11 protein-coding genes are annotated in these 14,966 nt (G+C 52.0%); 6 read left to right on the top strand and 5 right to left on the bottom strand.

Going from position 1 to position 14,966, the window contains the following annotated elements; genetic code table 11:
• Positions 1 to 14 precede the first annotated feature (14 nt).
• The 5 genes from rpoC (at position 15) to tuf (ending at position 8,668) form a co-directional block, all read left to right on the top strand.
• Positions 15 to 3,722, top strand: coding sequence for a DNA-directed RNA polymerase subunit beta' (gene rpoC / locus I2H39_RS08690; RefSeq protein ID WP_138306772.1), 3,708 nt, complete (start codon positions 15 to 17; stop codon positions 3,720 to 3,722).
• 275 nt (positions 3,723 to 3,997) lie between these two features.
• Complete coding sequence (rpsL, locus tag I2H39_RS08685) at positions 3,998 to 4,417, top strand: 30S ribosomal protein S12 (RefSeq protein WP_002570241.1); 420 nt, start codon at positions 3,998 to 4,000, stop codon at positions 4,415 to 4,417.
• A 302-nt stretch (positions 4,418 to 4,719) separates the two neighbouring features.
• On the top strand, positions 4,720 to 5,190 hold the full coding sequence (rpsG, locus tag I2H39_RS08680) for a 30S ribosomal protein S7 (RefSeq protein ID WP_195626266.1): 471 nt from the start codon (positions 4,720 to 4,722) through the stop codon (positions 5,188 to 5,190).
• A gap of 48 nt (positions 5,191 to 5,238) precedes the next feature.
• Positions 5,239 to 7,356 carry an elongation factor G gene (gene fusA, locus I2H39_RS08675; protein ID WP_138306773.1) on the top strand — a complete coding sequence of 706 codons (2,118 nt, stop codon included), beginning with the start codon at positions 5,239 to 5,241 and terminating at the stop codon, positions 7,354 to 7,356.
• A gap of 118 nt (positions 7,357 to 7,474) precedes the next feature.
• On the top strand, positions 7,475 to 8,668 hold the full coding sequence (gene tuf, locus I2H39_RS08670; protein ID WP_138306774.1) for an elongation factor Tu: 1,194 nt from the start codon (positions 7,475 to 7,477) through the stop codon (positions 8,666 to 8,668).
• Positions 8,669 to 8,833: 165 nt separating this feature from the next.
• Here tuf and I2H39_RS08665 read toward each other — a convergent pair whose 3' ends face one another.
• From I2H39_RS08665 to I2H39_RS08650, 4 genes are all read right to left on the bottom strand, one after another.
• Positions 8,834 to 10,078, bottom strand: coding sequence for an FAD-dependent oxidoreductase (locus tag I2H39_RS08665; RefSeq protein WP_138306775.1), 1,245 nt, complete (start codon positions 10,076 to 10,078; stop codon positions 8,834 to 8,836).
• Positions 10,075 to 10,527, bottom strand: a complete 453-nt coding sequence (locus I2H39_RS08660; RefSeq protein WP_138306776.1) for a 4Fe-4S dicluster domain-containing protein — start codon at positions 10,525 to 10,527, stop codon at positions 10,075 to 10,077. Before I2H39_RS08660 ends, I2H39_RS08665 begins: the two co-directional genes overlap by 4 nt.
• An 11-nt stretch (positions 10,528 to 10,538) precedes the next feature.
• Positions 10,539 to 12,422, bottom strand: coding sequence for an anaerobic carbon-monoxide dehydrogenase catalytic subunit (cooS, locus tag I2H39_RS08655; RefSeq protein WP_138306777.1), 1,884 nt, complete (start codon positions 12,420 to 12,422; stop codon positions 10,539 to 10,541).
• A 163-nt stretch (positions 12,423 to 12,585) separates the two neighbouring features.
• A complete protein-coding gene (locus I2H39_RS08650; protein WP_138306778.1) occupies positions 12,586 to 12,993 on the bottom strand; it encodes an Rrf2 family transcriptional regulator in 408 nt (135 codons plus the stop codon).
• A gap of 238 nt (positions 12,994 to 13,231) precedes the next feature.
• Here I2H39_RS08650 and I2H39_RS08645 point away from each other — a divergent pair, with 238 nt between their 5' ends.
• A complete protein-coding gene (locus I2H39_RS08645) occupies positions 13,232 to 14,611 on the top strand; it encodes an MATE family efflux transporter (RefSeq protein ID WP_138306779.1) in 1,380 nt (459 codons plus the stop codon).
• Here I2H39_RS08645 and I2H39_RS08640 read toward each other — a convergent pair.
• Positions 14,583 to 14,813 carry a permease of phosphate ABC transporter gene (locus I2H39_RS08640; protein ID WP_138306780.1) on the bottom strand — a complete coding sequence of 77 codons (231 nt, stop codon included), beginning with the start codon at positions 14,811 to 14,813 and terminating at the stop codon, positions 14,583 to 14,585. The two genes, I2H39_RS08645 and I2H39_RS08640, sit on opposite strands and share 29 nt — an antisense overlap.
• Positions 14,814 to 14,966: the final 153 nt, after the last annotated feature.

The following is a 14,966-nucleotide window of genomic DNA, read 5'->3' as shown; positions in this document are numbered from 1 at the left end:
GGGAGTAAATGCTCATGCCAGAAACTAATGAAACTTATCATCCAATGACATTTGATGCCATTAAGATTGGTCTGGCCTCCCCTGATAAGATTCTGGAGTGGTCCCACGGTGAGGTGAAGAAGCCGGAAACCATCAACTACAGGACATTGAAGCCTGAGAAGGACGGTCTGTTCTGTGAGAGAATCTTCGGGCCTAGTAAGGACTGGGAGTGTCATTGCGGTAAATATAAAAAGATTCGTTATAAAGGTGTTATCTGCGACCGCTGCGGCGTAGAGGTGACAAAGGCAAGTGTCCGTAGAGAGCGTATGGGCCACATCAAGCTGGCTGCTCCCGTATCCCATATATGGTATTTTAAGGGGATTCCCAGCCGTATGGGCCTGATTCTGGACATCTCCCCCAGGACACTGGAGAAGGTGCTGTACTTTGCATCCTATATTGTTCTGGACCCAGGCTCCACCAGCCTGCAGTATAAGCAGGTCCTGTCCGAGAAGGAGTACAGGGAGGAAGTGGAGAAGTACGGCGGCACCGGCGGTTTCCGTGTGGGAATGGGCGCCGAGGCCATCCAGGAGCTGCTTAAGGCCATTGACCTGGAGAAGGATTCCGCTGACCTCAGAAGGGCCCTGGCGGATTCCACCGGACAGAAGCGCGCAAGAATCATCAAGAGGCTGGAGGTAGTGGAGGCATTCCTTACCTCTGGCAACCGTCCTGAGTGGATGATTATGGATGTGATTCCCGTTATCCCGCCGGATATCCGTCCCATGGTACAGCTGGACGGCGGACGTTTCGCCACCTCTGACTTAAATGACTTATACAGAAGAATCATCAACAGGAACAACCGTCTGGCAAGACTGCTGGAGCTTGGCGCGCCGGATATCATTGTCCGCAACGAGAAGCGTATGCTCCAGGAGGCAGTGGACGCCCTGATTGACAACGGACGCCGCGGCAGGCCTGTAACCGGCCCGGGCAACAGGGCTCTTAAGTCCCTTTCCGATATGCTAAAGGGTAAGCAGGGCCGTTTCCGCCAGAACCTGTTAGGCAAGCGTGTGGACTATTCCGGACGTTCCGTTATCGTGGTTGGACCTGAACTTAAGATATACCAGTGCGGTCTTCCAAAGGAAATGGCCATTGAGCTGTTCAAGCCCTTTGTAATGAAGGAGCTGGTTTCCAACGGAACCGCCCATAATATAAAGAACGCCAAGAAAATGGTAGAGAGGCTGCAGCCCGAGGTGTGGGATGTGCTGGAGGATGTTATCAAGGAGCATCCCGTTATGCTGAACCGCGCCCCTACGCTCCACAGACTTGGTATCCAGGCATTTGAGCCTATTCTGGTAGAGGGCAAGGCCATCAAGCTGCATCCCCTGGTGTGTACGGCCTTCAACGCTGACTTTGACGGCGACCAGATGGCTGTCCATCTGCCCCTGTCCGTAGAGGCCCAGGCAGAGTGCCGTTTCCTGCTCTTAAGCCCTAACAACCTGTTAAAGCCTTCTGACGGCGGCCCTGTGGCTGTTCCTTCCCAGGATATGGTGCTGGGTATCTACTACCTGACCCAGGAACGTCCGGGAGCAAAGGGCGAGGGCATGGTATTTAAGAGTGTCAACGAGGCAATCCTGGCATATGAGAACCAGGAGGCAACCCTGCATTCACGGGTTAAGGTAAGGGTCAGCAAGACCATGCCGGACGGCACGGTGAAGACGGGAACCATTGAATCCACCATTGGACGTTTTATCTTCAATGAAATCATTCCCCAGGACCTGGGATTTGTGGACAGAAGCATTCCGGAGAACGAGCTGAAGCTGGAAGTGGATTTCCACGTTGCAAAGAAGCAGTTAAAGCAGATTCTTGAAAAAGTCATCAACGTACACGGCGCAACCCAGACAGCCGTTACCCTGGATGACATCAAGGCCATTGGATATAAATATTCCACCAGGGCGGCCATGACCGTATCCATTTCCGACATGACCGTGCCTGAGAGCAAACCCAAGCTGATTGAGGAAGCACAGGCAACCGTGGACCGTATTGCGAAGAACTACCGCCGCGGACTCATCACCGAGGAAGAGCGCTACAAAGAAGTTATCGAGACCTGGAAGACCACCGATGACCAGCTGACACACGACCTGCTGACCGGCCTGGATAAGTACAACAACATCTACATGATGGCTGACTCCGGAGCCCGTGGTTCTGATAAGCAGATTAAGCAGCTGGCAGGTATGCGGGGACTGATGGCAGATACCACCGGCCATACCATTGAGCTTCCTATCAAGTCCAACTTCCGTGAGGGACTGGACGTATTGGAGTACTTTATCTCGGCTCATGGAGCACGTAAGGGTCTGTCTGATACGGCTCTGCGTACGGCTGACTCAGGTTACCTGACCAGACGTCTGGTAGACGTATCACAGGATTTGATTATCCGTGAAGTGGACTGCTGCGAGGGCAGGGATATCCCATACATGGAAATCAAGGCTTTCATGGATGGAAACGAAGTAATCGAGGACCTGGAAGAGAGAATCACAGGACGCTATATCGCTGAGACCATCACTGACCCGGATACGGGAGAGGTTGTGGTCAAGGCTAACCATATGTGTACGCCGAAGCGCGCAGCAGCTGTCATGAAGGTGCTGAATAAGACAGGACGAAAGTCTGTAAAGATTCGTACCGTCCTCAGCTGCAAGTCCCATATCGGTGTGTGCGCCAAGTGTTACGGCGCCAACATGGCAACGGGCCAGCCTGTACAGGTGGGCGAGGCTGTCGGCATCATCGCGGCACAGTCCATCGGCGAGCCCGGTACACAGCTTACCATGCGTACCTTCCATACGGGCGGCGTGGCCGGCGGCGATATCACACAGGGTCTTCCCCGTGTGGAGGAGCTTTTCGAGGCCCGTAAGCCAAAGGGCCTTGCCATCATCACCGAGTTCGGCGGCGTAGTGCAGATTAAGGATACAAAGAAGAAGCGCGAGATTACGGTAACCGACAATGAAACCGGCAATGCCAAGACCTATCTGATTCCTTATGGTTCCAGAATCAAGGTAATGGACGGCCAGGTGCTGGAAGCCGGCGACGAGCTGACAGAGGGCAGCATTAACCCCCATGATATCCTTAAAATCAAGGGTGTCCGTGCGGTGCAGGATTACATGCTCCAGGAAGTACAGCGTGTATACCGTCTCCAGGGCGTGGAAATCAACGACAAGCATATTGAGATGATTGTTCACCAGATGCTTAAGAAAATCAAGATTGAGGAGAGCGGCGACAGCGATGTGCTGCCGGGCGTATCCATGGATGTTCTGGATTATAACGAGATGAATGAGGCATTGATTGCCGACGGCAAGAAGCCGGCTGAAGGCAGACAGGTCATGCTGGGTATCACCAAGGCATCCCTGGCAACGGATTCCTTCCTGTCAGCAGCATCCTTCCAGGAGACCACCAAGGTTCTGACCGAGGCAGCCATCAACGGCAAGGTGGACCACCTGATTGGCCTTAAGGAGAACGTAATCATCGGCAAGCCGATTCCGGCAGGTACGGGCATGAAGCGTTACCGCAAGGTGAAGCTGGACACAGACGATTTGATTTCCGATGAAATCATGCTGTCTGAGGACGACGAACTGGTACTCTCCTCTGAGGATGAGAGCGGCAGCGGGCTCACTGAGGACAATGTTGCCGAGGAAGTGCTGGGAATGGACGATATGGCGGATGTGGATGAGGAAGACGCTGTCATAGAGGAAGAATAATCATAATGCTCTGGGAAGGGACATAAAATGTTTCTTCCCGGAGCATTTTTTTGTGTGCGGATTCTGCTGTTTTTTGCTGTTATTAAGGCATATACTGCCCTGCCAGGCGTGTTTCAAGGGGATTGGAGCTGGAAATTGCGAAAAAAATAAAGAAATTCCTTGACAGAATTTTTTTGCATGTATATAATGATATGGCGTGCTGAAACACGTAATGTTTTCGTGCGCAAAAAGCTGATATACAGCAACCGCAGACAATATCACAGGAGGTGAAAAGAATGCCAACATTTAACCAGTTAGTGAGAAAGGGAAGACAGACCAGCGTTAAGAAGTCTACTGCACCTGCTCTGCAGAGGGGTTACAACTCCTTACAGAAAAAGGCTACAGAGGTTTCCGCTCCACAGAAGCGTGGTGTTTGTACAGCTGTTAAGACAGCTACCCCTAAGAAGCCTAACTCAGCACTCAGAAAGATTGCCAGAGTACGTCTTTCCAATGGCATCGAAGTTACAAGCTACATCCCAGGAGAGGGTCACAACCTTCAGGAGCATAGCGTTGTACTGATTCGTGGAGGAAGAGTAAGGGACCTTCCAGGTACCAGATATCATATCGTAAGAGGTACCCTGGATACAGCAGGTGTTGCAAACAGAAGGCAGGCCCGTTCCAAGTACGGCGCTAAGAGGCCAAAAGAGAAGAAATAATTTAGTTAGACCGCAAATTTAACTTGTAGGAATTATGCCGGAATGATGATATTGACCTGTAGGTTGCAGGATTATATATTGTAGTACCGTGCATGAGACACATAAGTGGGCCAGGCGGGAGATACAAGGAAGCACCATGCGTGGTGTCGCGCAAAAAGACGCGTCCGTTTCGCAGGTGCACTTGATCGCTGGACTCGTGAGAGACCTCGTCAGGCGCTCAATGTGAGTACCTATGATTTAATGAAACGCTGTTAGGAATCTGCAGCGCAGGTTTTAACAGTTCTATTAAGGAGGGAAGTAACGTGCCACGTAAAGGACATACTCAGAAAAGAGACGTTCTGGCAGACCCAATCTACAATAACAAGGTTGTTACCAAGCTGATTAACAACATTATGTTAGATGGTAAGAAGGGTGTTGCACAGAAAATTGTATACGGCGCATTTGACCGTGTTGCAGAGACAACCGGCAGGGACGCTATGGAAGTTTTTGAAGAAGCAATGAACAACATCATGCCTGTTCTGGAAGTTAAGGCAAAACGTATCGGTGGAGCTACCTACCAGGTGCCAATCGAGGTTAGGCCTGAGAGAAGGCAGACACTGGCTCTTCGCTGGATTACCCTCTACTCCCGTAAGAGAGGCGAGAAGACCCAGAAGGACAGACTGGCAAATGAAATCATGGATGCTGCCAACAACACAGGTGCGTCTGTAAAGAAGAAAGAAGACATGCACAAGATGGCAGAAGCAAACAAGGCATTTTCACATTTCCGTTTCTAATCTCTGGAATGTGTTTAACCTGTTTGATTATTTAAGGAGGAAAATCCCTTGGCTGGAAGAGAATATCCATTGGAGAGAACCAGGAATATCGGAATCATGGCCCATATCGATGCTGGTAAGACCACAACGACTGAGCGTATTCTGTATTACACTGGTGTAAACTATAAAATTGGCGATACCCATGAAGGTACTGCTACCATGGACTGGATGGCTCAGGAGCAGGAGAGAGGTATCACCATTACTTCCGCTGCAACCACTTGTCACTGGACCCTGCAGGAAAACTGCAAGCCGAAGCCAGGTGCATTAGAGCATCGTATCAACATCATTGATACTCCAGGACACGTTGACTTCACTGTTGAGGTTGAGCGTTCCCTGCGTGTACTGGACGGCGCTGTAGGCGTGTTCTGTGCAAAGGGCGGTGTAGAGCCACAGTCTGAGAATGTATGGCGTCAGGCAGACACCTACAATGTACCCCGTATGGCCTTCATCAACAAGATGGACATTCTGGGTGCGAATTTCTACGGCGCAGTAGACCAGATTAAGACCAGACTTGGCAAGAATGCAATCTGCATTCAGCTGCCAATCGGCAAGGAAGATGATTTCAAAGGAATCATTGACCTGTTTGAAATGAAAGCCTACATCTATAATGATGATAAGGGCGACGATATATCCATCATTGATATCCCTGAGGATATGAAGGATGATGCCGAGTTATACCGTTCCGAGTTAGTAGAGAAAATCTGCGAGCTGGATGACGATTTAATGATGACATATCTGGAGGGCGAGGAGCCTGACAATGATGACCTTAAGAAAGCCTTAAGGAAAGCTACCTGTGAGTGTGCCGCTATTCCGGTATGCTGTGGTACTGCTTACAGAAATAAGGGCGTTCAGAAGTTACTGGATGCAGTTATCGAATTTATGCCTTCACCGTTGGATATCCCTTCTATAAAGGGTACTGACCTGGACGGCAACGAGGTTGAGCGTCATTCCTCTGATGATGAGCCATTTGCTGCTCTTGCATTCAAAATCATGACCGACCCATTTGTTGGTAAGCTGGCATTCTTCCGCGTGTATTCAGGAAGCCTGAACTCCGGTTCCTATGTACTGAATGCAACAAAGGGCAAGAAGGAGCGTGTTGGACGTATCCTTCAGATGCACGCCAACAAGAGAAACGAGCTGGACAGGGTTTACTCCGGTGATATCGCAGCAGCAGTTGGCTTTAAGGTGACTTCCACCGGTGATACCATCTGTGATGAGAAGAATCCGGTTATCCTGGAGTCCATGGAATTCCCAGAGCCGGTTATCGATATCGCTATCGAGCCTAAGACCAAAGCAAGCCAGGATAAGATGGGCGATGCGCTGGTTAAGCTGGCTGAGGAGGACCCGACCTTCCGCGTACGTACCGATGAAGAGACTGGCCAGACCATTATCTCCGGTATGGGCGAGCTCCATCTGGATATCATTGTTGACCGTCTGCTCCGTGAGTTTAACGTTGAGGCAAACGTAGGCGCGCCTCAGGTTGCTTACAAGGAGACATTTACCAAGGCTGTTGATGTTGACAGCAAGTATGCGAAGCAGTCCGGCGGACGTGGACAGTACGGTCACTGTAAGGTTCACTTCACACCAATGGAAGCAAACGCAGAAGAAACCTTCAAGTTCACTTCCTCCGTTGTGGGCGGTGCTATTCCGAAGGAATACATCCCTGCTGTAGGAGAAGGTATTGAAGAGGCATGCAAGACCGGTATCCTTGGCGGATTCCCAGTGCTGGGCGTTCACGCTGATGTATACGATGGTTCTTACCATGAGGTTGACTCCTCTGAGATGGCATTCCATATTGCCGGTTCCATGGCATTCAAGGAAGCTATGCACAAGGGCAACCCAATCCTGCTTGAGCCTATCATGAAGGTGGAAGTAACCATGCCGGAAGACTACATGGGTGATGTTATCGGTGATATCAACTCACGCCGTGGACGTATTGAGGGTATGGAAGACATCGGAGGCGGCAAGATGGTCCGCGCATACGTTCCGCTGTCAGAAATGTTCGGATATTCTACGGATCTTCGTTCCAGAACACAGGGACGCGGAAACTATTCCATGTTCTTTGATAAGTATGAACCGGTTCCGAAGAATGTACAGGAAAAAGTACTTTCCGACCACAAGAAATAAGATAGATTCTTGATAAAAGGCTTGTAAACTAAAGGAAAATAGAATATAATGGTTGATAGCCTGACATTAACTATAATAGCCCACTATACAGGGCGCAAATTAAGGAGGACGTTATAAAATGGCTAAAGCTAAGTTTGAAAGAAACAAACCTCATTGTAACATTGGTACCATCGGACACGTTGACCATGGTAAAACAACTTTAACCGCAGCAATCACAAAGACTCTTCATGAGAGATTAGGTACCGGCGAGGCTGTTGCTTTCGAGAATATCGATAAGGCTCCAGAAGAGAGAGAGCGTGGAATCACTATCTCTACTGCACACGTTGAGTATGAGACAGAGAACAGGCATTACGCACACGTTGACTGCCCAGGACATGCTGACTACGTTAAGAACATGATTACTGGTGCTGCTCAGATGGACGGCGCTATCCTGGTTGTAGCTGCTACCGATGGTGTTATGGCTCAGACAAGAGAGCACATCCTGCTGTCCCGTCAGGTAGGCGTTCCTTATATCGTTGTATTTATGAATAAGTGCGACATGGTTGATGACCCAGAGCTGCTTGAATTAGTAGAGATGGAAATCAGAGACCTGCTGAATGAATATGAGTTCCCAGGCGATGACACTCCTGTAGTTCAGGGTTCTGCTCTGAAAGCACTGGAAGATCCCAAGAGCGAGTGGGGCGACAAGATTCTTGAGCTCATGAAGGCTGTTGACGAGTGGGTACCAGACCCAGTTCGTGAGACAGACAAGCCATTCCTGATGCCTGTAGAGGACGTATTTACCATTACCGGCCGTGGTACTGTTGCTACCGGTAGAGTAGAGCGTGGAACTCTGCACCTGAATGACGAAGTTGAAATCATCGGTATCCATGAGGATGTTCGCAAGAGCGTTGTTACTGGTATCGAGATGTTCCGTAAGCTGCTTGACGAGGCTCAGGCCGGCGATAACATCGGCGCTCTGCTGCGTGGCGTTCAGAGAACTGAAATCGAAAGAGGACAGTGTCTGTGCAAGCCAGGTTCCGTTAAGTGCCACAACAAGTTTACCGCTCAGGTTTACGTTCTGACCAAGGACGAGGGCGGCCGTCATACTCCTTTCTTCAACAACTACCGTCCACAGTTCTACTTCAGAACAACTGACGTTACTGGCGTTTGCGATTTGCCAGAGGGTGTTGAGATGTGTATGCCTGGCGATAACGTAGAGATGACCGTAGAGCTGATTCATCCAGTAGCTATGGAGCAGGGTCTTCGTTTCGCTATCCGTGAAGGCGGAAGAACCGTTGGTTCCGGCAGAGTTGTAAGCATCATCGAATAATCCCGGTAAGCTTATACCTTTATTTATCATAAATTGATATATCTGAATTGATATTATGCCCAAACAGTAAGATTCCCCCGGAAGATAATCTTCCGGGGGTTTTTGTGATGCATGGGGTGAAGGCTGTCCCCAAGCAGTTATCAGTTTACCAAAATGTGAACCAAATCATCCCAGGCACAGGTCCGTGTCCCATGTATAGGCTCCTTTTGAGGTGTCAAAGCCATAGAAGTCAGCAAATGACAGTCTGAAGATGCTCCGGCCGTCTGTTGGCAGCTTAATCTGGTTTTTAATCAGATACTGGTAAATGCCGCTGCCGGATATATTTCCCACCAACAGTATGCTTTTCAGTACGCCGTCCTCCACCAGGGCTTTCCTGTAGTTTTTGCTGTCCTCCTCTGTTATGGTCATGGTGGTGCTGTCCAGCCGGTTAATGTCCCCGATGCAGAGAGCCGGCAGGCCGAAAAAGTTCATGGTGTTCTTCATGGCATATGTGTCCTCATAGGGAGTGGAGATGCCGTACATGTTTTTGGCGGCAATAACGCCCTGCTTCATGGCATTGGGCCAGATGCCGGACAGGCCGCATACATCCCCGGCTCCATAGATTCCTGGAACAGAGGTAGCAAGATACCGGTCCACCGTGACGGCCCTGCCTGTCTCCACGCCGCAGTGCTCCAGAAAACGGATTTCCGGGCGGACCCCTGCGGCTGCAATGATAAAGTCGCAGGCCAGCTCTTCCCCGTCTTCCAGAACCAGGGCGCTTACATTGCCCTGGGAATCCAGGCGGGTCCGGGCTGCCCTGGCTGACAGCCGGAAGCTGCATCCGTGGTCTTCAAAGAGCCTCTGGTACTCAGCGGCAGCTTTGGCATCCAGCTGCAAGGGAAGGATGCGGTCAGCCATTTCCACGATTACAGGGGAGATTCCACGCTCCATAAGGGCGTAGGCTGCGTCCATGCCCACCAGGCCGGAGCCGATTATCACCGCCTTGGTCCCGGGCTTTACAGCCTTGTCAATGGCCTGGGCGTCGGATAAATCACGGAAGCCATAGACATTTCCCGCCTCCTTAAGACCAGGTACGGGCGGAAGAAGGTAATAGGCGCCGCTGGCCAGGAGGAGCCTGTCATAGGAGAGGGAAGAGCCGTCGTCAAGACGGATGCAGCTTTCACCGCAGTCCAGCCCCACCATGGCCTTACCGGGGTGCCAGGTGATGTTATTTTCTTCAAAAAAGCCGGGAGAGATAAAGCTGATTCCCTCTGCATCCCGTTGGCCGCTCACGTATTTGTGGAGCATACAGCGGGAGTGGACCTGGCTGTCCTTTGATACCAGGATGATTTCACCGTCCCTGTCCAGCTGGCGCAGTGTCCTGGCTGCGCTGATGCCGGCAGGGCCGGCTCCTACGATAACATATCTCATGACTGCACCTCCTCAATCCAGATTGCTTTTTTGGGACAGGCCTTTACACAGCTGGGTTCGCCGCCGCTGTCTTTACAAAAGTCGCATTTGATGATGCGGCTTCTGGTGGAGGTGTCAGGCTTAAGGACACCAAAGGGGCAGTTCATCACACACATAAAACAGCCGGCGCATCGTTTTTCATCGTATTCCACCATTCCTGTTTCCGGGTTTTTTGATAGAGCGCCGCTCATGCAGGAGCTGGCGCATTCCGGTTCATCGCAGTGGCGGCAGAAGATTGGGCGGTAGGAACCGTCCGGCTGCCGCCGTATGAAGCAGCGGCTTTCATTGGAAGGGTCTGTCAGGTCCAAATCATATATACTGCCTTTGTCCGCCCTGTGGGCATTCATACAGGCAAGTGTGCAGTTCAGGCAGCCGTCGCACTTGCCGGCGTCAATCCATATCCGTTTCATAGCCACCCCTCCTATAGGTTTAATGCCTGTCTTTTCTCAATGATAATCTGTTCAAGGATATCCGCGGACCGGACAGCGTCGCTGTTTACGATTACCTGTCCGCCTGTAAGGGACTTCATGTCTTCGGTGAGGACCTTTGTCACCAGGCTGCTGCCGGTGATAAACGGAGGAAGTCCCAGATGGAGGGGCAGGCCCAGGGCCAGTCCGAAAGCGCCGTCTGCCAGTGCCTGTTCCTCCAGCCACTGGGCGGCTGAGAGCACCAGGGGGAGCTGAGGAATATCGATGTTAAGGGCCTGGGCCAGTTCCGTGGCAACCATTTCCAGCCTTCCGATGGCCAGACAGGGGCCGAAATTCAGCACCGGAGGAATTCCAAGGGATTCACAGACCGCCCGGAGTCTGGGACCTGCCAGGCTGGCTGCCTCAGGTGTCATGAGACCGCAGTTTTCCAGGCCCCCTGAGGAACATCCCGCTGTCAGCACCAGAATATCCCTGGCAATCAGCTCCTTTGTCAGTTCCACGGTCAGCACGTCATGGCCGCCTGCTGTCAGGTTGGAACATCCGACCACCCCGGCGATTCCCTTGATATCCCCGGATGCAATAAGGTCAATAAGAGGTTTCCAGCTGCCGCCCAGGAACTTTTTCAGGGATACTTCGCTGACGCCGGTGATGGTGTTGGCATTGCCGTGCTCCGGGAAAAGGTTTAAAGGAACCTCCGCTCTGCGGGTTTTATAGGATTCCAGTATCTCATCCAGGATTTCACGGCTGATGCGTTCGCGGTCCTCAAACACAAAGGGCTTTAACTGGGCATTCTGCTTCTTGGCCACGTCGTCCAGGCAGATTTGCTTTATATTCAGACGGTCGCAGATTGGCTCAATGCCCGGAAGGGTGCAGTTGAACTCGCTGAGTACAGCGTCAATGGCGCCTGTGGCCAGGACAGCCTCGCTGGTGTAGTTGTTGCCTGCATGTCCGCTGAATATATCCTGATAGTGGACGCCCCGCAGCTGCAGGTCCTGGCCCACGCAGGTGCATCCCACCAGACGGAATCCCCTGGCTCCCGCTTCCTTCGCCATCTCCTGGATTTTGGGGTCCTTAAGCTGTTCCTGGAGATGGACAAAGATGGAGTGCTGGTGTCCGGTAATCATGATGTTGATGTAGTCCGGGTCAATGACTCCAAGGCCTACCGGGGCAGGGATGATTTCGGGCTCGCCCAGCATAACGTCATTGATCAGGTTGGTCAGCATCAGCCCGTATACGCCGGTGGAAATGCCCAGCTTAAGGCAGTGCAGCAGCATGTCCGTTGGGTCTGAATTCAGGTTGGTGGAGCATTTTACCACACCTGCGCAGACCTCGGACTTGGCGCCTCCGGGCAGGATTCCCAGCTCCTTCCATCTGGCCAGCCGGGGGGCATAGGCCAGCTTCTGCTGGAGCTTCATGGGGATGTAGTCAGGAAGATATAAGTCGTCTAAAACTGCCTGGGCCACGGCTGCGGCACGGGTGTGCGGGTCGCCCTGGGGGATTCCGAAGAGTCCGCAGAGATGCTCTAAGGCATTCATTCCCTTTATGGGGCCTTTGGACAGGGCTGTCTGCTTTAAATTCAGGGCGGTTGTCTCCACTACGTGGATATAGCAGCCTGAACCTGCAGCCACGGCGCGGAGAAAATTCCTGGCCACAATTACGTCGGCGGAAGCGCCGCAGATTCCATGAGGCGCTTCAGGCGTGATGCGGCAGGGACCGTTGGAACAGAGGCGGCAGCATACGCCCTGCAGGCCGAAGCCGCATTTGACGGACTGTCCTTCAACCCTGTGGTGGGATGTTTCCATGGGAAGACCTGCTATGTAACCTTCCAGTGGTTTGTCTGCGCTTTTGCAGGTGGTGCAGCTGTAACAATGATTCATGATGGATACCTCCTGTTTAACTGTATGGTTTGGTGGGTTAATATATTGTTAAGTGGATAAAAATTATCTACTTTAGAAACGAATAAAAAGGCTGTACTGGCCGGGAATAGCTGAGACAGCCGGGGAAGGTGGGAAAGCCGGGAACAGATGGAGCAGCCGGATATCAGCACGGTCCGTTGAAAAGCTGTTCCAGAGATGTGCGCCGCAGTTCCTCCTCCAGCACATGCTGCACCCTGGCCAGTTCCCAGTGGACACTGCAGCCGTTGGAATTGGCGGCATAGCCGCACTGGAATTGACCGCCCAGGCAGGGGTTGAGAAAAAATTCCTCGTCCGCAGCCTGTATAATGTCCAGAAGGGTCAGGCCCTCCAGGCTCCGGCTCAGCATACACCCGCCACCGGCGCCCCTGCGTATGGACACCAGGCCGGACCGCTCCAGCTTTTTCAGTATCTTGTATGCAAACTGCTTCGGCACCTTTTCGCGCAGGCATATCTGCTCAATGGTAAGCTGTTCCCCATCCTTCAGGGCGCGGATGATGCGGATTGCATAGTCGGATTCACGTGTTATCATCATAGTAAGGCCACCTTATTGTTAAAAATGTAACAAATCATATATACTATTATAACAAAGTTGACAAAAATTATCAAGTATAAAAATGGTTTTTATACAAATTGTTGACACTGCGGGGGCAATGTGGTATGCTAATTCTCCATCCGGCTTTTACGCCAAAAGCACACTGTTTTTGGGGATAAAGCCCATTTGGTATAACAGGATTGTGGATAAAACGGATTGTGGATAAACAGGGGGTATCATGAGCAGAGAGCACAGCTTGACAGAGGGAAACATTCTTACATCTCTGATGGGATTTGCGCTGCCGGTTTTGGCGGCGCTGTTTTTGCAGACCATGTACGGGGCAGTGGATATGATGATTGTGGGGCAGTTCAGCCATGCCGCGGAGGTGTCTGCTGTGTCCACGGGCAGCTGGATTATGCAGACCATAACAACGGCCATTGTGGGGCTGGCCATGGGTACCACCATTCTTCTGGGAAGGAGGATTGGGGAGGGGCAGCCTGAGGAAGCCGGCCGGGTCATGGGCGCCAGCATATGGATATTCGCAGTTATCGGCATCCTGGTCACCGGGGCCATGCAGTTTTTGGCGGTTCCCTGCACTGCATGGATGCGGGCGCCCAGGGAGGCCTTTGACAGTACGGCGGTGTATGTGAAGATATGTTCCGCGGGCTCGCTGTTCATCGTGGCCTACAATCTGCTGGGCAGTATATTCAGGGGACTGGGAAATTCCAGGCTTCCCCTTATATCCGTGTCCATTGCCTGTCTGGTAAATATCGCAGGGGACCTGCTGCTGGTGGGAGTATTCCACATGGCCTCCGCCGGAGCGGCCATAGCCACGGTCTTTGCCCAGGCAGTCAGCGTGGTGCTGTCAGTTATGATTATAAAGAAACAAAAGCTCCCCTTTGCCTTTCGCAAGGAGAGCATCCGCTATGACAGACAGCTGGCCGGCCGGGTGGTAAAACTGGGATTCCCCATTGCCTTCCAGGATGTGCTGGTGTCCATATCTTTCCTGGTCATATCCGCCATTGTCAATACGCTGGGAGTGATTCCGTCCGCCGGTGTGGGCGTGGCTGAAAAACTCTGCGGTTTCGTACTGCTGGTGCCGTCTGCCTACGGACAGGCCATGTCGGCGTTTGTAGCCCAGAATATCGGCGCCAGAAGGCCGGACCGGGCCAAACGGGCCCTGGCGTACGGCATACTCACCTCCCTGGGGGTAGGGGTGTTCCTGGCATATTTTGCATTTTTCCATGGGGATGTGCTGGCAGGCGTTTTCTCCAGGGACCGGCAGGTGGTGCTGGCGGCAGCGGACTATCTGCGGGCATATGCCATTGACTGTCTGCTGGTGTCCTTCATGTTCTGCATGACAGGCTTCTTTAACGGGTGCGGAAGGACTGCCTTTGTCATGTTTCAGGGAATCGCAGGGGCCTTTGGGGTCCGCATACCGGTATCCTATCTCATGAGCCGCCTGGTACCGGTGTCCCTGTTTAAAATCGGGCTGGCCACACCTGCCTCCACCCTGCTCCAAATCCTGCTCTGCGGCATATATCTGAAGGTGCTGAACCGGGACCCGCTGCTGCGGGGAAAGGGGGATTCTACCAGTCTCCCTCGTCAGACCGGATAATCCGGATGAACCTGGCTGTAAGCGGTATATAACTTATGACAAAAGATAGGAAGACGGCTCGCAGGACCGTCTTTTTCTTTTCCGCAGGCACGGTCATGCCGATGCAGATGCCCAGGGACAGGAGACAGAATTTTAACAGTCCGATGGTTTTCCAGTCGGACTCCCAGATGTACTGGTTGGCGCAGCGAATCAGTTTTTTCATAGGTGTTCCTCCTTCTTTTGAGCGCTTATTATATGGTTTCTTATACCTACAGTTTAGCACAAGGAAGGGCCGGATGGAAGGGGTCCTTGACAGGTTCGAAAAAACATGCTACCATAAAATGCAGGATTTACTATACGGAACAGAGAACGGACA

Source organism: Clostridium sp. 1001283B150225_161107_B6 (assembly GCF_015556325.1).
Classification (GTDB): Bacteria; Bacillota; Clostridia; order Lachnospirales; family Lachnospiraceae; genus Enterocloster.
The sequence above is the reverse complement of the archived record's forward strand: the minus strand, read 5'-3'. Positions and strand labels throughout refer to the sequence as shown.